Annotated in this window: 18 protein-coding genes; 7 read left to right on the top strand and 11 right to left on the bottom strand. The window is 43.1% G+C overall.

What is annotated here, in order from left to right:
• Positions 1–8 precede the first annotated feature (8 nt).
• A complete protein-coding gene (locus tag DRW07_RS08350) occupies positions 9–1,229 on the bottom strand; it encodes a pyridoxal phosphate-dependent aminotransferase (protein WP_124027416.1) in 1,221 nt (406 codons plus the stop codon).
• A 136-nt stretch (positions 1,230–1,365) separates the two neighbouring features.
• Here DRW07_RS08350 and DRW07_RS08345 point away from each other — a divergent pair, with 136 nt between their 5' ends.
• The 3 genes from DRW07_RS08345 to DRW07_RS08335 all read left to right on the top strand — a co-directional run bounded on the left by DRW07_RS08345 (position 1,366) and on the right by DRW07_RS08335 (position 3,488).
• Positions 1,366–1,899 carry a C40 family peptidase gene (locus tag DRW07_RS08345; RefSeq protein WP_124027415.1) on the top strand — a complete coding sequence of 178 codons (534 nt, stop codon included), beginning with the start codon at positions 1,366–1,368 and terminating at the stop codon, positions 1,897–1,899.
• Positions 1,900–2,048: 149 nt separating this feature from the next.
• The gene (locus tag DRW07_RS08340) at positions 2,049–2,843 is read left to right on the top strand and encodes a DUF2189 domain-containing protein (protein ID WP_124027414.1); all 795 of its coding nucleotides are present in this window, start codon (positions 2,049–2,051) and stop codon (positions 2,841–2,843) included.
• A gap of 315 nt (positions 2,844–3,158) precedes the next feature.
• Positions 3,159–3,488 (top strand): hypothetical protein, encoded by a 330-nt coding sequence (locus DRW07_RS08335; RefSeq protein ID WP_124027413.1) that lies wholly within the window; start codon positions 3,159–3,161, stop codon positions 3,486–3,488.
• Between the two features lie 41 nt (positions 3,489–3,529).
• Here DRW07_RS08335 and DRW07_RS08330 read toward each other — a convergent pair whose 3' ends face one another.
• Together DRW07_RS08330 and DRW07_RS08325 are read right to left on the bottom strand one after the other, a co-directional pair.
• The gene (locus DRW07_RS08330) at positions 3,530–3,934 is read right to left on the bottom strand and encodes an OsmC family protein (RefSeq protein WP_124027412.1); all 405 of its coding nucleotides are present in this window, start codon (positions 3,932–3,934) and stop codon (positions 3,530–3,532) included.
• A gap of 3 nt (positions 3,935–3,937) precedes the next feature.
• The gene (locus DRW07_RS08325; protein ID WP_124027411.1) at positions 3,938–4,780 is read right to left on the bottom strand and encodes a CvfB family protein; all 843 of its coding nucleotides are present in this window, start codon (positions 4,778–4,780) and stop codon (positions 3,938–3,940) included.
• 83 nt (positions 4,781–4,863) lie between these two features.
• Between DRW07_RS08325 and DRW07_RS08320 the strand changes: the two genes are divergently transcribed.
• Positions 4,864–5,733, top strand: coding sequence for an aminotransferase class IV (locus DRW07_RS08320; protein ID WP_124027410.1), 870 nt, complete (start codon positions 4,864–4,866; stop codon positions 5,731–5,733).
• 6 nt (positions 5,734–5,739) lie between these two features.
• Here the strand turns inward: DRW07_RS08320 and fur are convergent, their stop codons facing one another.
• Complete coding sequence (gene fur / locus DRW07_RS08315; RefSeq protein WP_124027409.1) at positions 5,740–6,171, bottom strand: ferric iron uptake transcriptional regulator; 432 nt, start codon at positions 6,169–6,171, stop codon at positions 5,740–5,742.
• 197 nt (positions 6,172–6,368) lie between these two features.
• Between fur and DRW07_RS08310 the strand changes: the two genes are divergently transcribed.
• On the top strand, positions 6,369–8,375 hold the full coding sequence (locus tag DRW07_RS08310) for a methyl-accepting chemotaxis protein (protein ID WP_124027408.1): 2,007 nt from the start codon (positions 6,369–6,371) through the stop codon (positions 8,373–8,375).
• Positions 8,376–8,401: 26 nt separating this feature from the next.
• Here the strand turns inward: DRW07_RS08310 and fldA are convergent, their stop codons facing one another.
• The 5 genes from fldA to DRW07_RS08285 all read right to left on the bottom strand — a co-directional run bounded on the left by fldA (position 8,402) and on the right by DRW07_RS08285 (position 12,177).
• The gene (gene fldA / locus DRW07_RS08305; RefSeq protein ID WP_124027407.1) at positions 8,402–8,926 is read right to left on the bottom strand and encodes a flavodoxin FldA; all 525 of its coding nucleotides are present in this window, start codon (positions 8,924–8,926) and stop codon (positions 8,402–8,404) included.
• 24 nt (positions 8,927–8,950) lie between these two features.
• Positions 8,951–9,172, bottom strand: a complete 222-nt coding sequence (locus DRW07_RS08300) for a DUF2788 domain-containing protein (protein WP_124027406.1) — start codon at positions 9,170–9,172, stop codon at positions 8,951–8,953.
• A gap of 72 nt (positions 9,173–9,244) precedes the next feature.
• A complete protein-coding gene (locus DRW07_RS08295) occupies positions 9,245–10,024 on the bottom strand; it encodes an alpha/beta fold hydrolase (protein WP_124027405.1) in 780 nt (259 codons plus the stop codon).
• 48 nt (positions 10,025–10,072) lie between these two features.
• Positions 10,073–10,471 carry an H-NS histone family protein gene (locus DRW07_RS08290; RefSeq protein ID WP_124027404.1) on the bottom strand — a complete coding sequence of 133 codons (399 nt, stop codon included), beginning with the start codon at positions 10,469–10,471 and terminating at the stop codon, positions 10,073–10,075.
• An 80-nt stretch (positions 10,472–10,551) separates the two neighbouring features.
• Positions 10,552–12,177, bottom strand: a complete 1,626-nt coding sequence (locus DRW07_RS08285; protein WP_124027403.1) for an electron transfer flavoprotein-ubiquinone oxidoreductase — start codon at positions 12,175–12,177, stop codon at positions 10,552–10,554.
• Between the two features lie 192 nt (positions 12,178–12,369).
• On the opposite strand from DRW07_RS08285, the gene DRW07_RS08280 reads away from it, so the two are divergent.
• Positions 12,370–13,122, top strand: coding sequence for an electron transfer flavoprotein subunit beta/FixA family protein (locus DRW07_RS08280; RefSeq protein ID WP_124027402.1), 753 nt, complete (start codon positions 12,370–12,372; stop codon positions 13,120–13,122).
• Positions 13,119–14,057 (top strand): electron transfer flavoprotein subunit alpha/FixB family protein, encoded by a 939-nt coding sequence (locus DRW07_RS08275; protein ID WP_124027401.1) that lies wholly within the window; start codon positions 13,119–13,121, stop codon positions 14,055–14,057. Before DRW07_RS08280 ends, DRW07_RS08275 begins: the two co-directional genes overlap by 4 nt.
• A gap of 24 nt (positions 14,058–14,081) precedes the next feature.
• Here the strand turns inward: DRW07_RS08275 and DRW07_RS08270 are convergent, their stop codons facing one another.
• Both DRW07_RS08270 and DRW07_RS08265 read right to left on the bottom strand, forming a co-directional pair.
• Complete coding sequence (locus tag DRW07_RS08270; protein WP_124027400.1) at positions 14,082–14,390, bottom strand: isoamylase early set domain-containing protein; 309 nt, start codon at positions 14,388–14,390, stop codon at positions 14,082–14,084.
• Positions 14,391–14,630: 240 nt separating this feature from the next.
• Positions 14,631–14,990 (bottom strand): hypothetical protein, encoded by a 360-nt coding sequence (locus DRW07_RS08265; RefSeq protein WP_124027399.1) that lies wholly within the window; start codon positions 14,988–14,990, stop codon positions 14,631–14,633.
• Positions 14,991–15,065 lie beyond the last annotated feature (75 nt).

The raw sequence follows: 15,065 nt of genomic DNA, 5'->3' as shown, positions 1-15,065 counted from the left end.
ATGTGTAACTACCTGACTTGTTTGTAGTAACTGAAAAACGACGCAATTCTGTCCATTGCAGGGCGAAGCTCATCGGAATGAGGTAGAAAAACTAGCCTGAAATATACACCCTCAAACAAATTAAACGCGCGACCATGAACAAGCAGGATCTTTTCACTGTTGAGCAGGTCAAAAATCATTTTTTCATCATCGGTAATGTTAAATTTCTTAGCATCTACTTTGGCAAAGCAATACATGGCACCCTTTGGCGTGACGCAACTTATCCCCTCGATTTCATTGAGTCGGGTAGCGGCCAGATCTCTTTGTATTTTTAACCGGCCTCCGTCAACCACGAGGTCGTCAATACTCTGGTAACCACCCAGCGCTGTTTGAATGGCACTCTGACATGGCACATTGGCGCACATTCTCATTGACGATAATATATTTAACCCGTCGATATAATCCGCTGCGATTCTTTTGTTCCCACTTACTACCATCCAGCCCGCGCGAAAGCCCGCAACGCGGTAATTCTTAGACAGCCCGCTCAACGTCACAAATAACAAATCATCGGCCAGCGAGGCAATGCAGGTGTGCTGGTGTTCGTCGTACAATATCTTGTCGTAAATCTCGTCAGAAAAAACCACTAATTGGTGTTCTCTGGCCACTTTAACCACATCTTCAAGTAACGATTTGCTATACACTGCACCTGTTGGATTATTGGGGTTAATAAGTACAATCGCTTTGGTATTAGCCGTAATTTTGCTTTTAATGTCGTCGATATCTGGAAACCAACCGGCTTGCTCATCGCAGCGATAGTGAACTGGGTTGCCAGACGACAAACTTACGGCGGCAGTCCATAAAGGGTAGTCTGGGCTGGGGATCAAAATTTCATCACCCGTGTTTAGCAGTGCTTGCATTGCCATCATGATTAGCTCGCTAACACCGTTGCCAATAAACACATCATCGATGGCGATGTGTCGAACATTCTTTTGTTGGTAGTATTGCATAACAGCAACACGTGCAGCATATATTCCCGTTGAATCTGAATAGCCTTGTGAAGTGGGCAAGTTATGAATGACGTCTTTCAAAATGTCATCGGGTGCGGCAAAACCAAACGGGGCAGGGTTTCCGATATTCAGTTTTAGAATACGGTGTCCCTCTTCTTCCATTTGTCTGGCTCTATGTGCAATTGGACCGCGGATGTCATAACAAACATTATCTAATTTGTTCGATTTTTCAACAGGTTTCATGCAGTTTTATACTTGATTTACAGGGTGATCAGAGTATCGCATCTCGCATTTGCTTACAATTTGCGCTTTGCCAAATTTGAAAAACTATTTCACTATGACAAAGAACAGAAACGTCATTTTTATATATAGGTGAGTTATGCCGTTACCTTTAGTTTGGATTGGTGCTGGAATAGCTGCATTGGCTGCCGGCAATCACCTATTGAAGGAGCAACAAAAGTCAGAGGGGATCATTGGTTGTTACCCTGGTGATGATCCCACACGTGTAAAACCAAAAGACGGTTCAATTGTCTGTTGCGGGATTTACGAAATTTTTGAACATTCTGGAATTTGGGTTGATGGCCGAATTGTTGAGCTGAAGGGCAATGGGCTAATACGAGCAGTGTCACCCGCCCGTTTTTTGGATGATCGCAGTGGCGAAAAAATCTATATTGCCTGCGATCAGTCCCGCAATCCATTATATGACGCCACCGCCGTTGAACGCGCTGTATCCAAGATTTATCAATATTCTGATTACCATGTGTTAAACAATAATTGTCATCGTTTTATCAGACAATGTCTAACGGGCGAGGATGAGCGCATCACACGTTTTGGTGAGCTTAATGAGGCATTGCATCGACACTTTTCAAGTGCTATTTACTGGCAACCTGCGAAAATATTCGATCCCTGGTAAAAAATAAATGTAAAAAATTTGTGAACTAATTCAGTTAACGCTATCGTAGATAATATGGCGATGGATTTTTAGTCACGATAACTGAGCCCATCCAACCGCCTGACAATTTCTTTTAATGAAACCCAATTTGGCACACTGCGAGGGTATCTATGTCACATCATTTTAAAGAAACACCACACAATGCGATTACTGACAGTGGTATTGCACGCGTTATCCAGTGCAAGGAACTCGATGTTGGTGACCCCATTAAATGGTTGTCACTGGGCCTTAGAGATCTAATGCGCGCGCCTGGAATTACTGTTTTCTATGGTATATTTTTTGCCTTGATCCCTTGGTTCATCACCTACTTAGTCGCGATGACGGGATGGCATTTGGTTATTTTGCCCGCCATTGTGGTGTTTATGCTAATTGGCCCATTTTTGGCGGCAGGACTCTATGATGTTAGCTGGGAATTCGAGAAAGGTCACAAACCCTCATTACGCCATTCCTTAAGAGCCATCAAGCGCAACGCCGTGAATGAGTGGGGTTTTGGCATTATGCTAATGGTGCTCATGATCTTTTGGCTTCGTGTTGCATCGATCATTCACGCCTTGTATCCCTCATACATGGAGAATACCTTAGAATCTCTGTTACCGTTCTTGGTGCTGGGCACGTTAGTAGGCGCTGTATTTACGGTTATTGTGTTCTTTTTAAGTGCGTTTACTCAGCCTATATTGATGGAGCGTAAGGTTGACCTTGGCACCGCAGTGCTTACTAGTATCAATGCCGTGTGGTTGAACAAGGTACCTATGATGATTTGGGGCGGTATTATTTTTACTACTGTGCTAATTGGATTTTTAACAGGATTTGTCGGCTTTATCTTACTGATGCCGCTTATTGGTTATGCATCATGGCATGCGTATATCGATACCATAGAAACCAAAGTCGAGCGGAAATACGAGTAATCTTGTAAATAAACGTTTAAAAAGCGCGCATTGAGACGCGCTTTTTATCTTTAAACGGCCACAAAGTTATCTTTTTTTGATACGACTTTCTTCTTATAAGCTATTTTTTTATAGCTTAATCATCTTTGGATTTTACAAAAAATAACTATTAAACAACTGCTTAGCTTTTTATCAAATGGCTAGTCTTTTCCCTTTTACGTTCTTTTCACGGGCTTTAAACACAAAAACAACAGAAAGTGTTTGTTTTTTGAGCCATTAATTGAAGTGTGCAGTTGCGCTAAATCTGCACGCTAACAATTAATCAAGGGGAAACCTATGAAAAACGTAAAGAAAAAATGGGCCGTGGCTTCGTTGATTGTAGCTATGGGATATTCTACGGCTATCTTAGCCAACGATAAGGCATATCTCTACTCTGGCGATCTGCAGTATGCAAGTTTTTGTCGTGCCGTGGTGTTGGATGATCTACGGATATTAAAAGCCAGTCTATCACGCCATGTTGGACGGATTGCTGGCAGTGAAAAAGATGTGCTAAGGCGAGTGGTTCAGTCAGATGGCCTGAAGTGCAACGGAAAAGGCCTGATTGATTTTTCCAAACGCCGTAATGCACGTCAGGTACATACATTTTTAACCACAGAAACCCGCTAGTGCTGTTTGGTAAACAAGCCGCCAGACGGGCGTACAAACGCCTAACTGGTGGCTTGAATAAGCGTAAACTCTGTGGTGATTTCTACTGATGGCTCAAGCATCTTCATAACAGAACAGTATTTATCGACTGACAATGCGACAGCGCGTTCTACGGCTTTTTCAGTAAGGTCTTCACCTGACACTATGTAGTGAGCGTGCAGCTTGGTAAAAACTTGTGGCGGCGAATCTGCCCGAGTTGCAGACAGCTCACAGCGACAACCTGTTAGGGAAAACCTGCCTTTCTTAAGGATCTCAACCACATCAACGCTCGAACAGGCACCTGCTGCTTCTAAAACGGCCTCCATGGGGGAGGTTACCTGTTTATTACCATCAAGTGTTAGGGTATCACCTCGTTCATTGGTACAGGTAAAACTCAGATCTTTGTCCCACTCAACTGTCGCTTTCATGTGTTAATTTCCTTTTTGTAGTGTGATGCTGTCTTTCGAAATGGCTATTTTTTTGTTTTTATATAAGTTGCCAATGGCTTTTTTATAGGCACCTTTACTGACGCCAAAACGCTTAAATATATCATCAGGCGAGCTCTTATCAGTCAGTGTTGATAAACCACCGTGAGCAGCCAGATCGTCCAAAATAGCAGACTGAAGGTCGTTTCTGTTTTCGCGGGTTTGCCCTTTTAATCCCACATCAAGTTTGCCATCTTCGCGACGATTTTTGATGACACCGGGAACCTCCTGGCCAATACGCAAACTGACAGAAACATCACTGTGAAACAGTAAGCCAAGTGCGGTATCGTCAATAAGCACTTTGTAACCCAAATCGGTCTTGGCAAAGACGGTAAGAGTAACATCTTGATCTACCTTCAACCATTCACTGGTTTCTGGGTAAAATTTGTGTAGTTTAGTCGCACCAACAATTTTCTGGCTTTGCGGGTCAACAAAAACATAAACCAGATATTTCATGCCAGGGTTGATAGGTGACTCTTGCCATTTCTTAGGAACATATAAGTCTCTGGTCATGGCCCAAGTAAAAAACGCTCCTGTCTTAATCGCGTCTTTTGCGGTAAGCAGATATAGTGCATTTAGGCCTGATTCAGGTATACGGGTGTCTGCTACTGGGTTGTTGTTTTCATCGTGGGTGGCAATCGCTTCAATTTTGTCACCAGATTGCAATTCGGTATCGACATTTTTTGTAGGTAAAAAGAGTTTTCCTAACGTCTCATTGTGAAGCCAATAGCCAGTGGGCAGAATATCCTTTACTGTCCACGTGTTATGCAGTCCGGTTATGTCTGTCATGATTTCTGTTATTACCGCTATTTCTAAGGTGCAGTATCATATTACAATCTGAGCGTAATAGAACGAATTAAATAGAATTTCTCATGACAGTAGCGTTTTTAAATGACCAATGGATGGCACTCGAAGAGGCGAAGATTTCTCCGCTTGATCGTGGCTTTTTATACGGTGACGGGGTGTACGAAGTGATCCCTGTTCACAAGGGGCAACCGGTGGCACTCAATGCGCATGTATCGCGATTAACGCGAGGCTTGTCAGACATAAAGTTGCATGTGAACAAGACGTCGGAGGAATGGAGAAGCCTGATTATTGATGTGGTTACACACAATCAGCGAGGGGATGAACCCGCCGATTATACCGCTATTTACCTCCATGTTAGCCGTGGTGCAGATACAAAACGTCATCACGCTTTTCCACAAGGGATAACCCCCACCGTCTTTGCATTTTCATTTGATATTCCACCGCCTCCACCAAAACAACGCGAGAACGTAAACTGTCTTCAGGTTGGGTTAAGCGAAGATAAGCGCTGGAAGCGTTGTCACATCAAATCAACATCACTACTTGGCAATGTGTTGCATTATCAGGCTGCGGCAGAGCAAGGGCTAGCTGAAACGATTTTGTACAATGAACACCGTCAGGTTACCGAGGCCAGTTCGTGTAATGTATTTGCCGTGATTGCCGGCATTGTTGTTACGCCGCCATTGGATTTGCAGCTGTTGCCAGGCATTACTAGGTTATGTGTGATCCAAGCGCTCAAAAGCGCCCATATTCCCGTAGAGGAACGTGTGTTGACGGTAGAGGAGTTATTACGCAGCGATGAAGTCTGGTTGACCAGCTCAACTAAAGAAATCGCACCGGTTAGTCAGGTTGACGGGCATCTGATTGGTGATGGTCGGGCTGGAGAATACTGGGAAAGGGCAATCAATGCCCTTGATAATGTCAAATTCACGCTCTAGACAAAATTAGCCGTCAACGCCATTGCAATCTTCTTCATTTTGACACTCACCATACAAATACAGGCTATGGTGAGTCAGTTTGATGTTGTGTTTTGCCGCTATTTGCTCTTGGCGTTCTTCAATAATAGGGTCTTCAAACTCAATCACTTTGCCGCATTTTAGGCAGACTAGGTGATCATGATGCGCCTTTTGACTTATTTCAAATACTGATTTACCACCTTCAAAATGGTGGCGATTAAGTATTCCAGCATCGTCGAACTGATTTAATACGCGGTAGACAGTGGCCAACCCAATTTCTTCGCCTTGCTCTATAAGCAGTTTATACACGTCTTCAGCGCTAATATGTTGGTTGTTCGGCTCTTGCAGGATTTCCAAGATTTTTAATCTTGGAAGAGTCACTTTCAGGCCTGCTTTTTTTAGTTCTTTATTATGATCCATGACCAATTTCGCGCGTTTGAAAAAGTATTGCTATTATAGTGAAAGCGGCAAGATTTAAAAGCATCCGATTGATAATCTTTAAAAATGTCCGCTTCGTTGCCGAAATATTAACTAAATGTTGTCATTTTCATCAATGTGCGTATAAAGAGGTATGATATGCGCCGAAAATACAATAAATATAAGAGAAGAGCGTGACGATGCAGTTAACCGTTGTTAAAAAAATAACCTATGGGTTTGGTCTGTTCGGCTGTTTGCTGTTACTCACCAGCATACTGTCTTATTTTGGTCTCAGAGACATACGCGATTCGGCGTTAATGGTTGCCGAAGAAATGATGCCAGTTCAATCAGGCACGGTTGCCATCAAAGCCAACCTGCTTGAGTTGTCTGTAATTACCTCAAATGCGTTCTATCTCGATAATCTTGATGAACTCGAACGGAACATGGCGCAGTATTCTGTTTCGTCTAACCAGTTATCTGGTTTGCTGACGTCACTGCAGGGTCGCATAGACAGCACTGAATTCAAGGATGCTAGCGATAAAATCAATCTGTATTTGTCATACTCCGAGTCTATGTATCAAGCATTACAGCAGCAATTGATTATTCAAAATTCGATGGCGGCTAAACTTGAGGAAACACTGCTGTTCGCTGATGAGGCCTCAGCCCTAATGTTAGATATGAGCTATTTAGATTCCGGCGATGGGAGCTTTGATACCATCATAGGTGTGGGCACGAATATTGATAACAAGCTTCTCACACTCACTGATGGTATGAGTGAATTTAAAAAAGTACTTACTCGGGAGGAGAGTGAGATTCTCATCGAAGACATCAAAATACAGCTAAGCAATATTAATGTAGACAAAGACTACCTACTCAGGATCACTGATGGTGTAGATGATGTTGAAGAGACAGTCACACTTTTCCTTGAACAAAATGACTTGCTGACAGACGCGTTTGAGGGGCCGCAGGGTGTATTTGCCTTGCAAAAGGAAAAAATTGGCAGCATGGAACAAGCCAATCAGTCTAAACGTGACAAGAACATCGAATTGGAAGCTGCAATCGCAAATATTGATGCGGTATTGGCATTGGTAAACCGACAAACGCTAGAAGGTCAAAACAATATTGTTGATACTGTTCAGGCAAATGTGATCAGAAACGTGGTGATCTCTGTTTTGGGCTTATCTGCGGCGTTTATTTTGGCGTTTATGGCTACACGAAGCATCGCAAAACCACTAGCGCGAATTAACAAAGGCCTTACCAGATTAAGTGGTGGAGATTTATCAAGAAACCTCAAGGAAGAGGGCAATGATGAATTTACTGATTTGGCCCGTAAAGTGAATATGCTTACCAGCAGTTTACGTAGCTTAGTTGGCAATATATTGAGCCAGGAAGAAAAGCTTGATGATATGACCAAACACAGTGTTGAGTTGGGTAATAAGAGCCTCTCTCAAGTTGATGAGCAGCGTAGCCAAATAAACACTATTTCAGAGAATACTCAGATAATTCGTGACACCAGTCACAGTAACCTCTCACAAATTAATGATGCAACACATTCATTGAAAATGGTGACGGAGCAAAGCAACAACATTGCCGCACTGGTTGATAAAAATCTGGCTCAGGCAAATCAGCAAGCAGAGCAAGCGCGTTCGTCTACCGCGATCATAAACCAGCTTGACGAGAACAGTCGCAACATAGGTAGTATTCTTGACGTTATTAAGACCATTGCCGAACAGACCAACCTGTTGGCACTGAACGCGGCTATTGAGGCCGCCAGGGCAGGCGAGCAAGGACGTGGATTTGCTGTTGTGGCAGATGAGGTAAGAACCTTGGCGACTCGAACGCATAACTCAACGGAAGAGATTGAAAATATGATCAGTCGGTTGCAGCAGGATGCCAGCAAGGCCGTTAAAGCAATAGCAGAGGGTAGTGAGCAGGCTGAGAACAGCGTGAAGCTTAGTCAGGATGTCTCCGAGCAAGTTAGCAGCATTGCCGAGATCATTCACAGCTTAATGCAGATTAATCAAAGTATTGTCTCTGATACTGAAAAGCAGGATGCATTACTTAGCCAAGTGGCTGCCAGTTTGAGCAATATAGTGTCACTCGCTAATGCCAGTGCAGATGGTACTCGCGAAGCAAACGGTATGACGGAAGAGATTTCTCAAGAAATGGATAAGTTAAAACAAGCTGTACTGCAGTTTACGATATAAAAACGGCGCCTTATGACGCCGTTTTACTACGCAAGCTCACTCAAGCAGAGCTCTTCGTGAATTTGTTTGCACCATGCCTTCACGCGTTCTTCAGTAAGTTCCGGTTGACGATCTTCATCAATACCCAGGCCAACAAAGTGATCATCATCAGCCATGCCTTTAGAGGCCTCAAAGTCGTAACCTTCTGTTGGCCATTGACCAACAAGTATCGCGCCTTTGGGTTCAACGATGTCTCTGATCATGCCCATGGCATCAAGAAAATATTCCGCATAGTCTTCCTGGTCGCCACAGCCAAAAATAGCCACTAACTTGTCTTGGAAGTCAATTTCTTCCAACTCGGGAAAGAAATCATCCCAATCGCACTGCGCTTCTCCGTAGTACCATGTAGGAATACCAAAAATAAGAAGGTCGAAATCAGCGATTTCTTCTTTGGTACTCTTTGCAATATCATGCACGTCAATCAACTGCTTACCCAATTCCTTTTGAATCATTTTGGCAACATGCTCTGTGTTACCCGTGTCACTCCCAAAAAAAAGGCCAACACTCGCCATAACTATCCTCTAACCCTAATTAATCTAACCAATACCACCGGATTGCCAAAAAATCTGAATAATGCCTTTTGCCAGAAAGCCCATTGCGCCAAGCATTAAAACACCGTATGCAACAAACCTTCCCACCTTGGGCACATTATTCTTTTTCAATACATCGTGTATTGCAAAACCCATCAGTAAAAACAAGCCTACTAGCCCAAAATTGAGCATAATAGTTTCTATAAGTTCGTAGTTTTCTGCCAGCATTTGAATCTGTTACCGCCTAGTTTTGCGAAGGTTACCACAAATGGGGCGCAGAATACCGTTTTTCAAGTCTGTTTACACTATGGTTTGCTGTAAAAATTGCGTCACAATTCGATTAAACACTACCGGTTTCTCTGCATGTAGCCAATGCCCGGTACCTGCGATCACTTTTACCTTGGCGTTTGGAAAATGTCGATTCACGGAATCTGTGTGACACGTAGTCAAATAGTCTGATTCTTGACCTTTTACGAAGAGCATGTTTGTTTGTGTACTCTGCGTATCATAGGGCCAACCACTTAATGCCTGATAATCTGACTCCAGACCTTTTAAGTTAAACTGCCAATGCCATCCTGTTTGAGATTTTTTAAAACTCTTAAGCAAAAACTGTTGTGTAGCCTTTTCTTTGAGAGTCGCGCTTAAAATATCACTCGCCTCGGCTCGTTGATTTATGGATTTTGCTGCAACGGCATTGAGAGCATTAAACACATTGTCATGCCTGGCAGGGTAACTGGCAGGTGCAATATCTGCAATCACGGCACAGGCCAAATCGTTGGGGTATTCTAGGGCATATGCCATAGCTACCTTGCCGCCAAGTGAGTGCCCAACCAGTGCATCGGGTTTAAAATCAATTGCGTCAAACGTTTTCTTCAGCAGCGCAGCAACCTGCTTGAATGACCACTTATCAATATGTTCAGAGGCACCATGATTGGGGAGGTCAATTGCCAACACATGGTATTCGTCCTGCAGGCTTTTGCGCAGAGCAGAAAGATTATCTTTATCGCCAAATAAACCATGGATGAGGACCACCTTGGGGGCGTTTTTCTTTGAGGCTGTGAATTTATCAAAATTAAGCATAATAAAAAGGCGGCATTAGGCCGCCTTACCTATTTTCATATCAAGGAGTTAAATTGCAAAATCGCTCAGCTTTTGGCCCGATTCCAAGGCTTTTTTATAAACCACTGGCATTCTACCTATGCCTGTCCATTCGTGTGTATTTCCATCATTGTCTTTCAGACGGTATTTTACAGGGCGTTTTTTACCCTTTTTCTTTAATTTCGGTGCGTTAGTTTCTGATTCTAAATCAGAGATATCTACACCAGCTTCCTGCATTTGCTTTTTAATTAATGCAATTTTTTCAAGTTTTTCTTTCTGTTTTGCTTTTTCTTCTTTTGCTAACTGCTTTCTTTTTTCAATTAATGATTCCAGTTTGCCAAGAACTGATTCAAGTTCTTCAATTGACAAGTTTTTCACTGCCCCTTGTAGACGTCGTCCATGTGTAAGTATGTCTAAAAATTCAGTCATTTTTCTTCTCAATACCTATATTTTGAAAGCCTAATTATAATGAACAATTATTTAAAAACGATTGACTTAATTAAAAATTGTTACATGTTGGGATAATTAGGACCACCAGCGCCTTCTGGTACCACCCAACGAATATTTTGACTGGGATCTTTAATATCACAGGTTTTACAATGTACGCAGTTTTGTGAATTAATTTGCAGTTGCGGATCATTATTTTCATCATTCACAATTTCATAAACCCCGGCTGGGCAATAACGCTGTGCGGGTTCGTCGTATTTTGGCAAATTAACTGAGATGGGAATCGCGTTATCTTTAATTTGCAAATGACAAGGCTGGTCTTCTTCGTGGTTAGTATTTGAAAGAAAAACAGACGATAACTTATCAAAACTCAATTCACCATCGGGTTTTGGATAAGTAATTTTAGTATAATGACTGGCTTCACCTAATTCGGCATGGTCCTGGTGTAAATCGACCAGGGTGCCTGGCCACTTGCCGGAAAAAATATTCTGATCAATGGTGTTAAAGACACCACCCCAGAAGGTACCTAATTTATGAATAGCGGGACCAAAATTTCTTGACCGATACAGCTCATCGTAGAGCCAGGATTGTTTAAATAGCGCTTCGGTTTGTGTGTCGTTTAATTGATTGAAGATGGCTTCCGCAGCAAGCATGCCTGACTTCATCGCTGTGTGATTACCTTTTATTTTGGCAAAATTAAGTGTACCGGCGTTGCATCCTACTAACATACCACCGGGGAACGTCATTTTGGGCAGTGAATTAAAGCCGCCTTTTGCAATAGCACGCGCACCATAACTGACTCGCTTGCCACCCTTTAAGGTTCCGCTGATGAGAGGGTGATGTTTCAACCTCTGGAATTCATCAAATGGACTTAAATGGGGGTTTTTGTAATTAAGGTCAACGATGAGTCCTACGAAGACCTGGTTGTTTTCAGCATGGTAGAGATAGCTCCCGCCGGTAGCATCTGTTAACGGCCATCCCGCCGTGTGTACAACTAGGCCTGGCTGATGTTGCGATGCGGGAATATCCCAGATTTCTTTAAACCCAATAGCGTAATGCTGTGGTGATTTACCTTCATCCAGTGCGTATTTTGCAATTAATTCTTTGCCAAGATGGCCTCGACAGCCCTCTGCAAAAACGGTGGTTTTTGCTCGTAATTCCATACCTGGCATATAACCATCTTTTTGACTACCATCTGCAGCAATTCCCATGTCACCAGTAATGACACCGGCTACACTACCATCATCATTGTACAAAACTTCAGAGGCGGCAAATCCTGGGAAAATTTCTACGCCCAGACTTTCAGCCTGTTCTGCCAGCCAACGACAAACATTACCCATAGAAACAATATAGTTACCGTCATTGTGCATGGTTTTTGGTGTAATCGGCGAAGGTAACTTTGTGGCTTTCTGTTCGTCACGAAGAAGGTAAATATCGTCACCCGTTACTGGCGTGTTGAGCGGCGCGCCTTTTTCTTTCCAGTCGGGGATAAGCTCATCCAGCGCGCGTGTTTCGAATACGGCACCAGACAAAATATGCGCACCTACTTCAGAGCCCTTTTCGACAACACACACCATCAGCTCTTGTTCTGCACTTTGCGCTAACTGCATCAGTTTAATGGCGGTTGACAGACCCGAAGGACCGGCTCCAACAATAACGACATCGAACTCCATCGATTCACGTTCCATACAAAAGCCCTCTATTTATACTATTTTTTACGCACTATATTGGACAAGAAGGTAATTCAGGTTGACGTTTACGTCAACAGTAAGTACATTCCAAATTCTTATGTTGTTAATACTTCTGATTTAGCGAATTAGCACAAAATTCAGATGTATTGCTTTCATAACAACCTTACCCTACAGCTTAATGAGGTCATAATGAAAATACTTGTACCCGTTAAACGAGCCATTGATTACAACGTGAAGGTTAGAGTCAAACCTGACTGCACTGGCGTTGATCTTGCCAATACGAAAATGGCCATCAATCCGTTTTGCGAAATTGCCGTTGAAGAAGCCGTTAGGCTGAAAGAAAAAGGCCAGGCAACCGAGGTTGTTGTGGTTTCTGTTGGTGATAAAGCCTGTCAGGAACAAATTAGAACAGCACTGGCGTTGGGGGCCGACAGAGGTATTCAAATTGAAACGTCAGCAAGCCTTGATTCACTTCAAATTGCTAAGTTGCTGAGCAAAGTGGTTGAACAGGAAACACCTGATTTGGTCATTTTAGGAAAGCAATCCATTGACTCTGATAACAATCAAACTGGCCAGATGCTGGCGGCATTGTGTGATTTGCCGCAGGGCACGTTTGCCTCTGAGGTTGTTGTTGAAGATGGCAAGGCAAAAGTAACACGTGAAGTTGATGGTGGTTTGCAAACGGTATGCTTATCACTGCCAGCCATTGTAACGACTGATCTGCGATTAAATGAGCCTCGCTATGCCTCACTGCCTAACATCATGAAAGCCAAACGCAAGCCATTAGACGTTAAGGCCGCAGAAGATTTTGGTGTTGCACTAAGCTCAAATGTTGAAGTCATTAAAGTCACGCCGCCTGCACAACGTGAAGGTGGTATTAAGGTAGACAGTGTGGCTCAGTTAGTAGACAAGCTTAAAAACGAAGCGAAGGTGATTTCATGAGTATCTTAGTATATGCAGAGCACGATAACGCACAGTTAAAAGCAGAAACCCATAAACTGGTCAATGCAGCTACTAAAATTGCGCAATCAAATGGCAGTGATATTGTCGTTTTGGTGGCGGGTTTGAGCTGTTCACAAGTTGCAGATGAAGCCGCTAAGATTTCAGGCGTGTCGAAAGTATTAGTAGCCGATGATGCCGCTTACGAGCATCAATTGGCTGAATCTGTATCCAAGCTGGTACTGGATAATGCGTCTGGCTTTAGCCATATTTTGGCTGCTGCAACAACAACCGGTAAAAACTTTATGCCGCGCGTGGCAGCATTGCTTGACGTGGCGCAGATCTCAGACGTCATCGAGATAGAATCTGACAACACCTTTGTCAGACCTATTTATGCGGGTAATGCTATTGCCACTGTGAAAACATCAGATACCGTAAAAGTACTGACAGTAAGAGCTTCCGCTTTCGATGCTGCTGATGCCGAGGGCAGTGCCAGTATCGAAAATTTACAGAGTAGTGGCGCGTCTGAGAAGTCGTCATTCGTATCTGCGCAGTTAACAGAATCTGAGCGCCCGGAACTTACGGCAGCAGACGTTATTATTTCTGGCGGTCGTGGTATGCAAAACGGCGAAAACTTTGCCTTGTTGGAAGGTATTGCCGATAAACTCAATGCCGGCATCGGTGCCTCGCGAGCCGCGGTTGATGCTGGTTTTGTACCGAATGACATGCAGGTTGGGCAAACAGGTAAGATTGTTGCGCCGCAGCTTTACATCGCAGTGGGAATTTCTGGCGCCATTCAGCATCTTGCGGGCATGAAAGATTCCAAAGTAATAGTTGCTATCAACAAAGACGAAGAAGCTCCTATCTTTCAAGTTGCCGACTATGGGCTTGTTGGCGACTTGTTCGAGGTATTACCGGAACTGGAAAGCGCACTTTAAGGTGCACTTTCCTCGTTGCGTGGGCTACACGCTCACAACCGAATTGTCTTCTCCTGGCATGCCATTAGGCACATATGCGTCGGCATGCCAGTCGTTTTCCCATTCTGACTCGTTCAGCAGATAACGAAACTGATAGTTTTTCCCTACCTCTAAATCGACGGTTTGTGTGAACTCGCCGCTTTTGAGTTTCTTCATGGGCGAAACCGTATCGTCCCAATCATTAAACTCTCCTACTAGTTTTACACTGTTCGCAGCCTTTGCTTCTTCGCTGCTCAGGCGAAAGGTGACTTTACATACTGGCTTTGATTTTAAATAGCTTTTTTTCAGACTCATATCTGGCTCCCCTTGTTTCTGACACGCTAACCATAATGCACAAAAAATAATCAAATCAAGTAAATTAGTGTTAAATCTTTATTAATAGTTTAGCTGCAAATTTAGGGTAGGTTTTGTTGTTTACAAGGCGTTAACAAGGTTAATGTAACCTATTGATAATATTGGATATAGGTGGTGCCTCTTCTATGCGTATTTGTTGCCAATTTGTGCAGGTGTAAATTGAACGGTCGGTATTATAAATTACGAGATAAGGCTTAATCTTACAGAAGAATAGGTCAGATAAAGCAACCCTGTTGAGCAGAGGGTAAATAACAACCCTAGTAACCAGGCAAGCGAGCGCTTTATTCGAAGCCTTTGGCGGGTAAAAAAACCATGTTGCCAACTGTGATGTTCGGGTAACTCAGTAAACCAGGATACGATACCAAACAGGCAACAGCTCCAACCAAACAATGTTATCAAGGCTGGCAGGTACACATCTGTATCAACAGATTGATTGAAGATAATACTGACTACTGCGCCTAATGAGAATAAAGATACCAACAATATGAAATATCTGAGCGGAGAAAGAATGACTGCAATTCTGTTTAAAAGGCGTAACATGGGAAAGCTCCAAAAAGTACATACGTTAGTCACAAATATCACACGATAAAAGGCTATCTTTGTAATAATTATTAA

The sequence above is a fragment of the Paralteromonas sediminis genome, from assembly GCF_003820355.1.
In the GTDB taxonomy this organism is placed as follows: Bacteria; Pseudomonadota; Gammaproteobacteria; order Enterobacterales; family Alteromonadaceae; genus Alteromonas_F; species Alteromonas_F sediminis.
Note: the sequence above shows the minus strand (reverse complement) of the source record. Positions and strands in the feature narration are given on the sequence as shown.

Coding starts and splice junctions, on each gene's coding strand:
- DRW07_RS08350 (WP_124027416.1), bottom strand. CDS start 1,229: ATGAAACCTGTTGAAAAATCGAACAAATTAGATAATGTTTGTTATGAC.
- DRW07_RS08345 (WP_124027415.1), top strand. CDS start 1,366: ATGCCGTTACCTTTAGTTTGGATTGGTGCTGGAATAGCTGCATTGGCT.
- DRW07_RS08340 (WP_124027414.1), top strand. CDS start 2,049: ATGTCACATCATTTTAAAGAAACACCACACAATGCGATTACTGACAGT.
- DRW07_RS08335 (WP_124027413.1), top strand. CDS start 3,159: ATGAAAAACGTAAAGAAAAAATGGGCCGTGGCTTCGTTGATTGTAGCT.
- DRW07_RS08330 (WP_124027412.1), bottom strand. CDS start 3,934: ATGAAAGCGACAGTTGAGTGGGACAAAGATCTGAGTTTTACCTGTACC.
- DRW07_RS08325 (WP_124027411.1), bottom strand. CDS start 4,780: ATGACAGACATAACCGGACTGCATAACACGTGGACAGTAAAGGATATT.
- DRW07_RS08320 (WP_124027410.1), top strand. CDS start 4,864: ATGACAGTAGCGTTTTTAAATGACCAATGGATGGCACTCGAAGAGGCG.
- fur (WP_124027409.1), bottom strand. CDS start 6,171: ATGGATCATAATAAAGAACTAAAAAAAGCAGGCCTGAAAGTGACTCTT.
- DRW07_RS08310 (WP_124027408.1), top strand. CDS start 6,369: ATGCAGTTAACCGTTGTTAAAAAAATAACCTATGGGTTTGGTCTGTTC.
- fldA (WP_124027407.1), bottom strand. CDS start 8,926: ATGGCGAGTGTTGGCCTTTTTTTTGGGAGTGACACGGGTAACACAGAG.
- DRW07_RS08300 (WP_124027406.1), bottom strand. CDS start 9,172: ATGCTGGCAGAAAACTACGAACTTATAGAAACTATTATGCTCAATTTT.
- DRW07_RS08295 (WP_124027405.1), bottom strand. CDS start 10,024: ATGCTTAATTTTGATAAATTCACAGCCTCAAAGAAAAACGCCCCCAAG.
- DRW07_RS08290 (WP_124027404.1), bottom strand. CDS start 10,471: ATGACTGAATTTTTAGACATACTTACACATGGACGACGTCTACAAGGG.
- DRW07_RS08285 (WP_124027403.1), bottom strand. CDS start 12,177: ATGGAACGTGAATCGATGGAGTTCGATGTCGTTATTGTTGGAGCCGGT.
- DRW07_RS08280 (WP_124027402.1), top strand. CDS start 12,370: ATGAAAATACTTGTACCCGTTAAACGAGCCATTGATTACAACGTGAAG.
- DRW07_RS08275 (WP_124027401.1), top strand. CDS start 13,119: ATGAGTATCTTAGTATATGCAGAGCACGATAACGCACAGTTAAAAGCA.
- DRW07_RS08270 (WP_124027400.1), bottom strand. CDS start 14,390: ATGAGTCTGAAAAAAAGCTATTTAAAATCAAAGCCAGTATGTAAAGTC.
- DRW07_RS08265 (WP_124027399.1), bottom strand. CDS start 14,990: ATGTTACGCCTTTTAAACAGAATTGCAGTCATTCTTTCTCCGCTCAGA.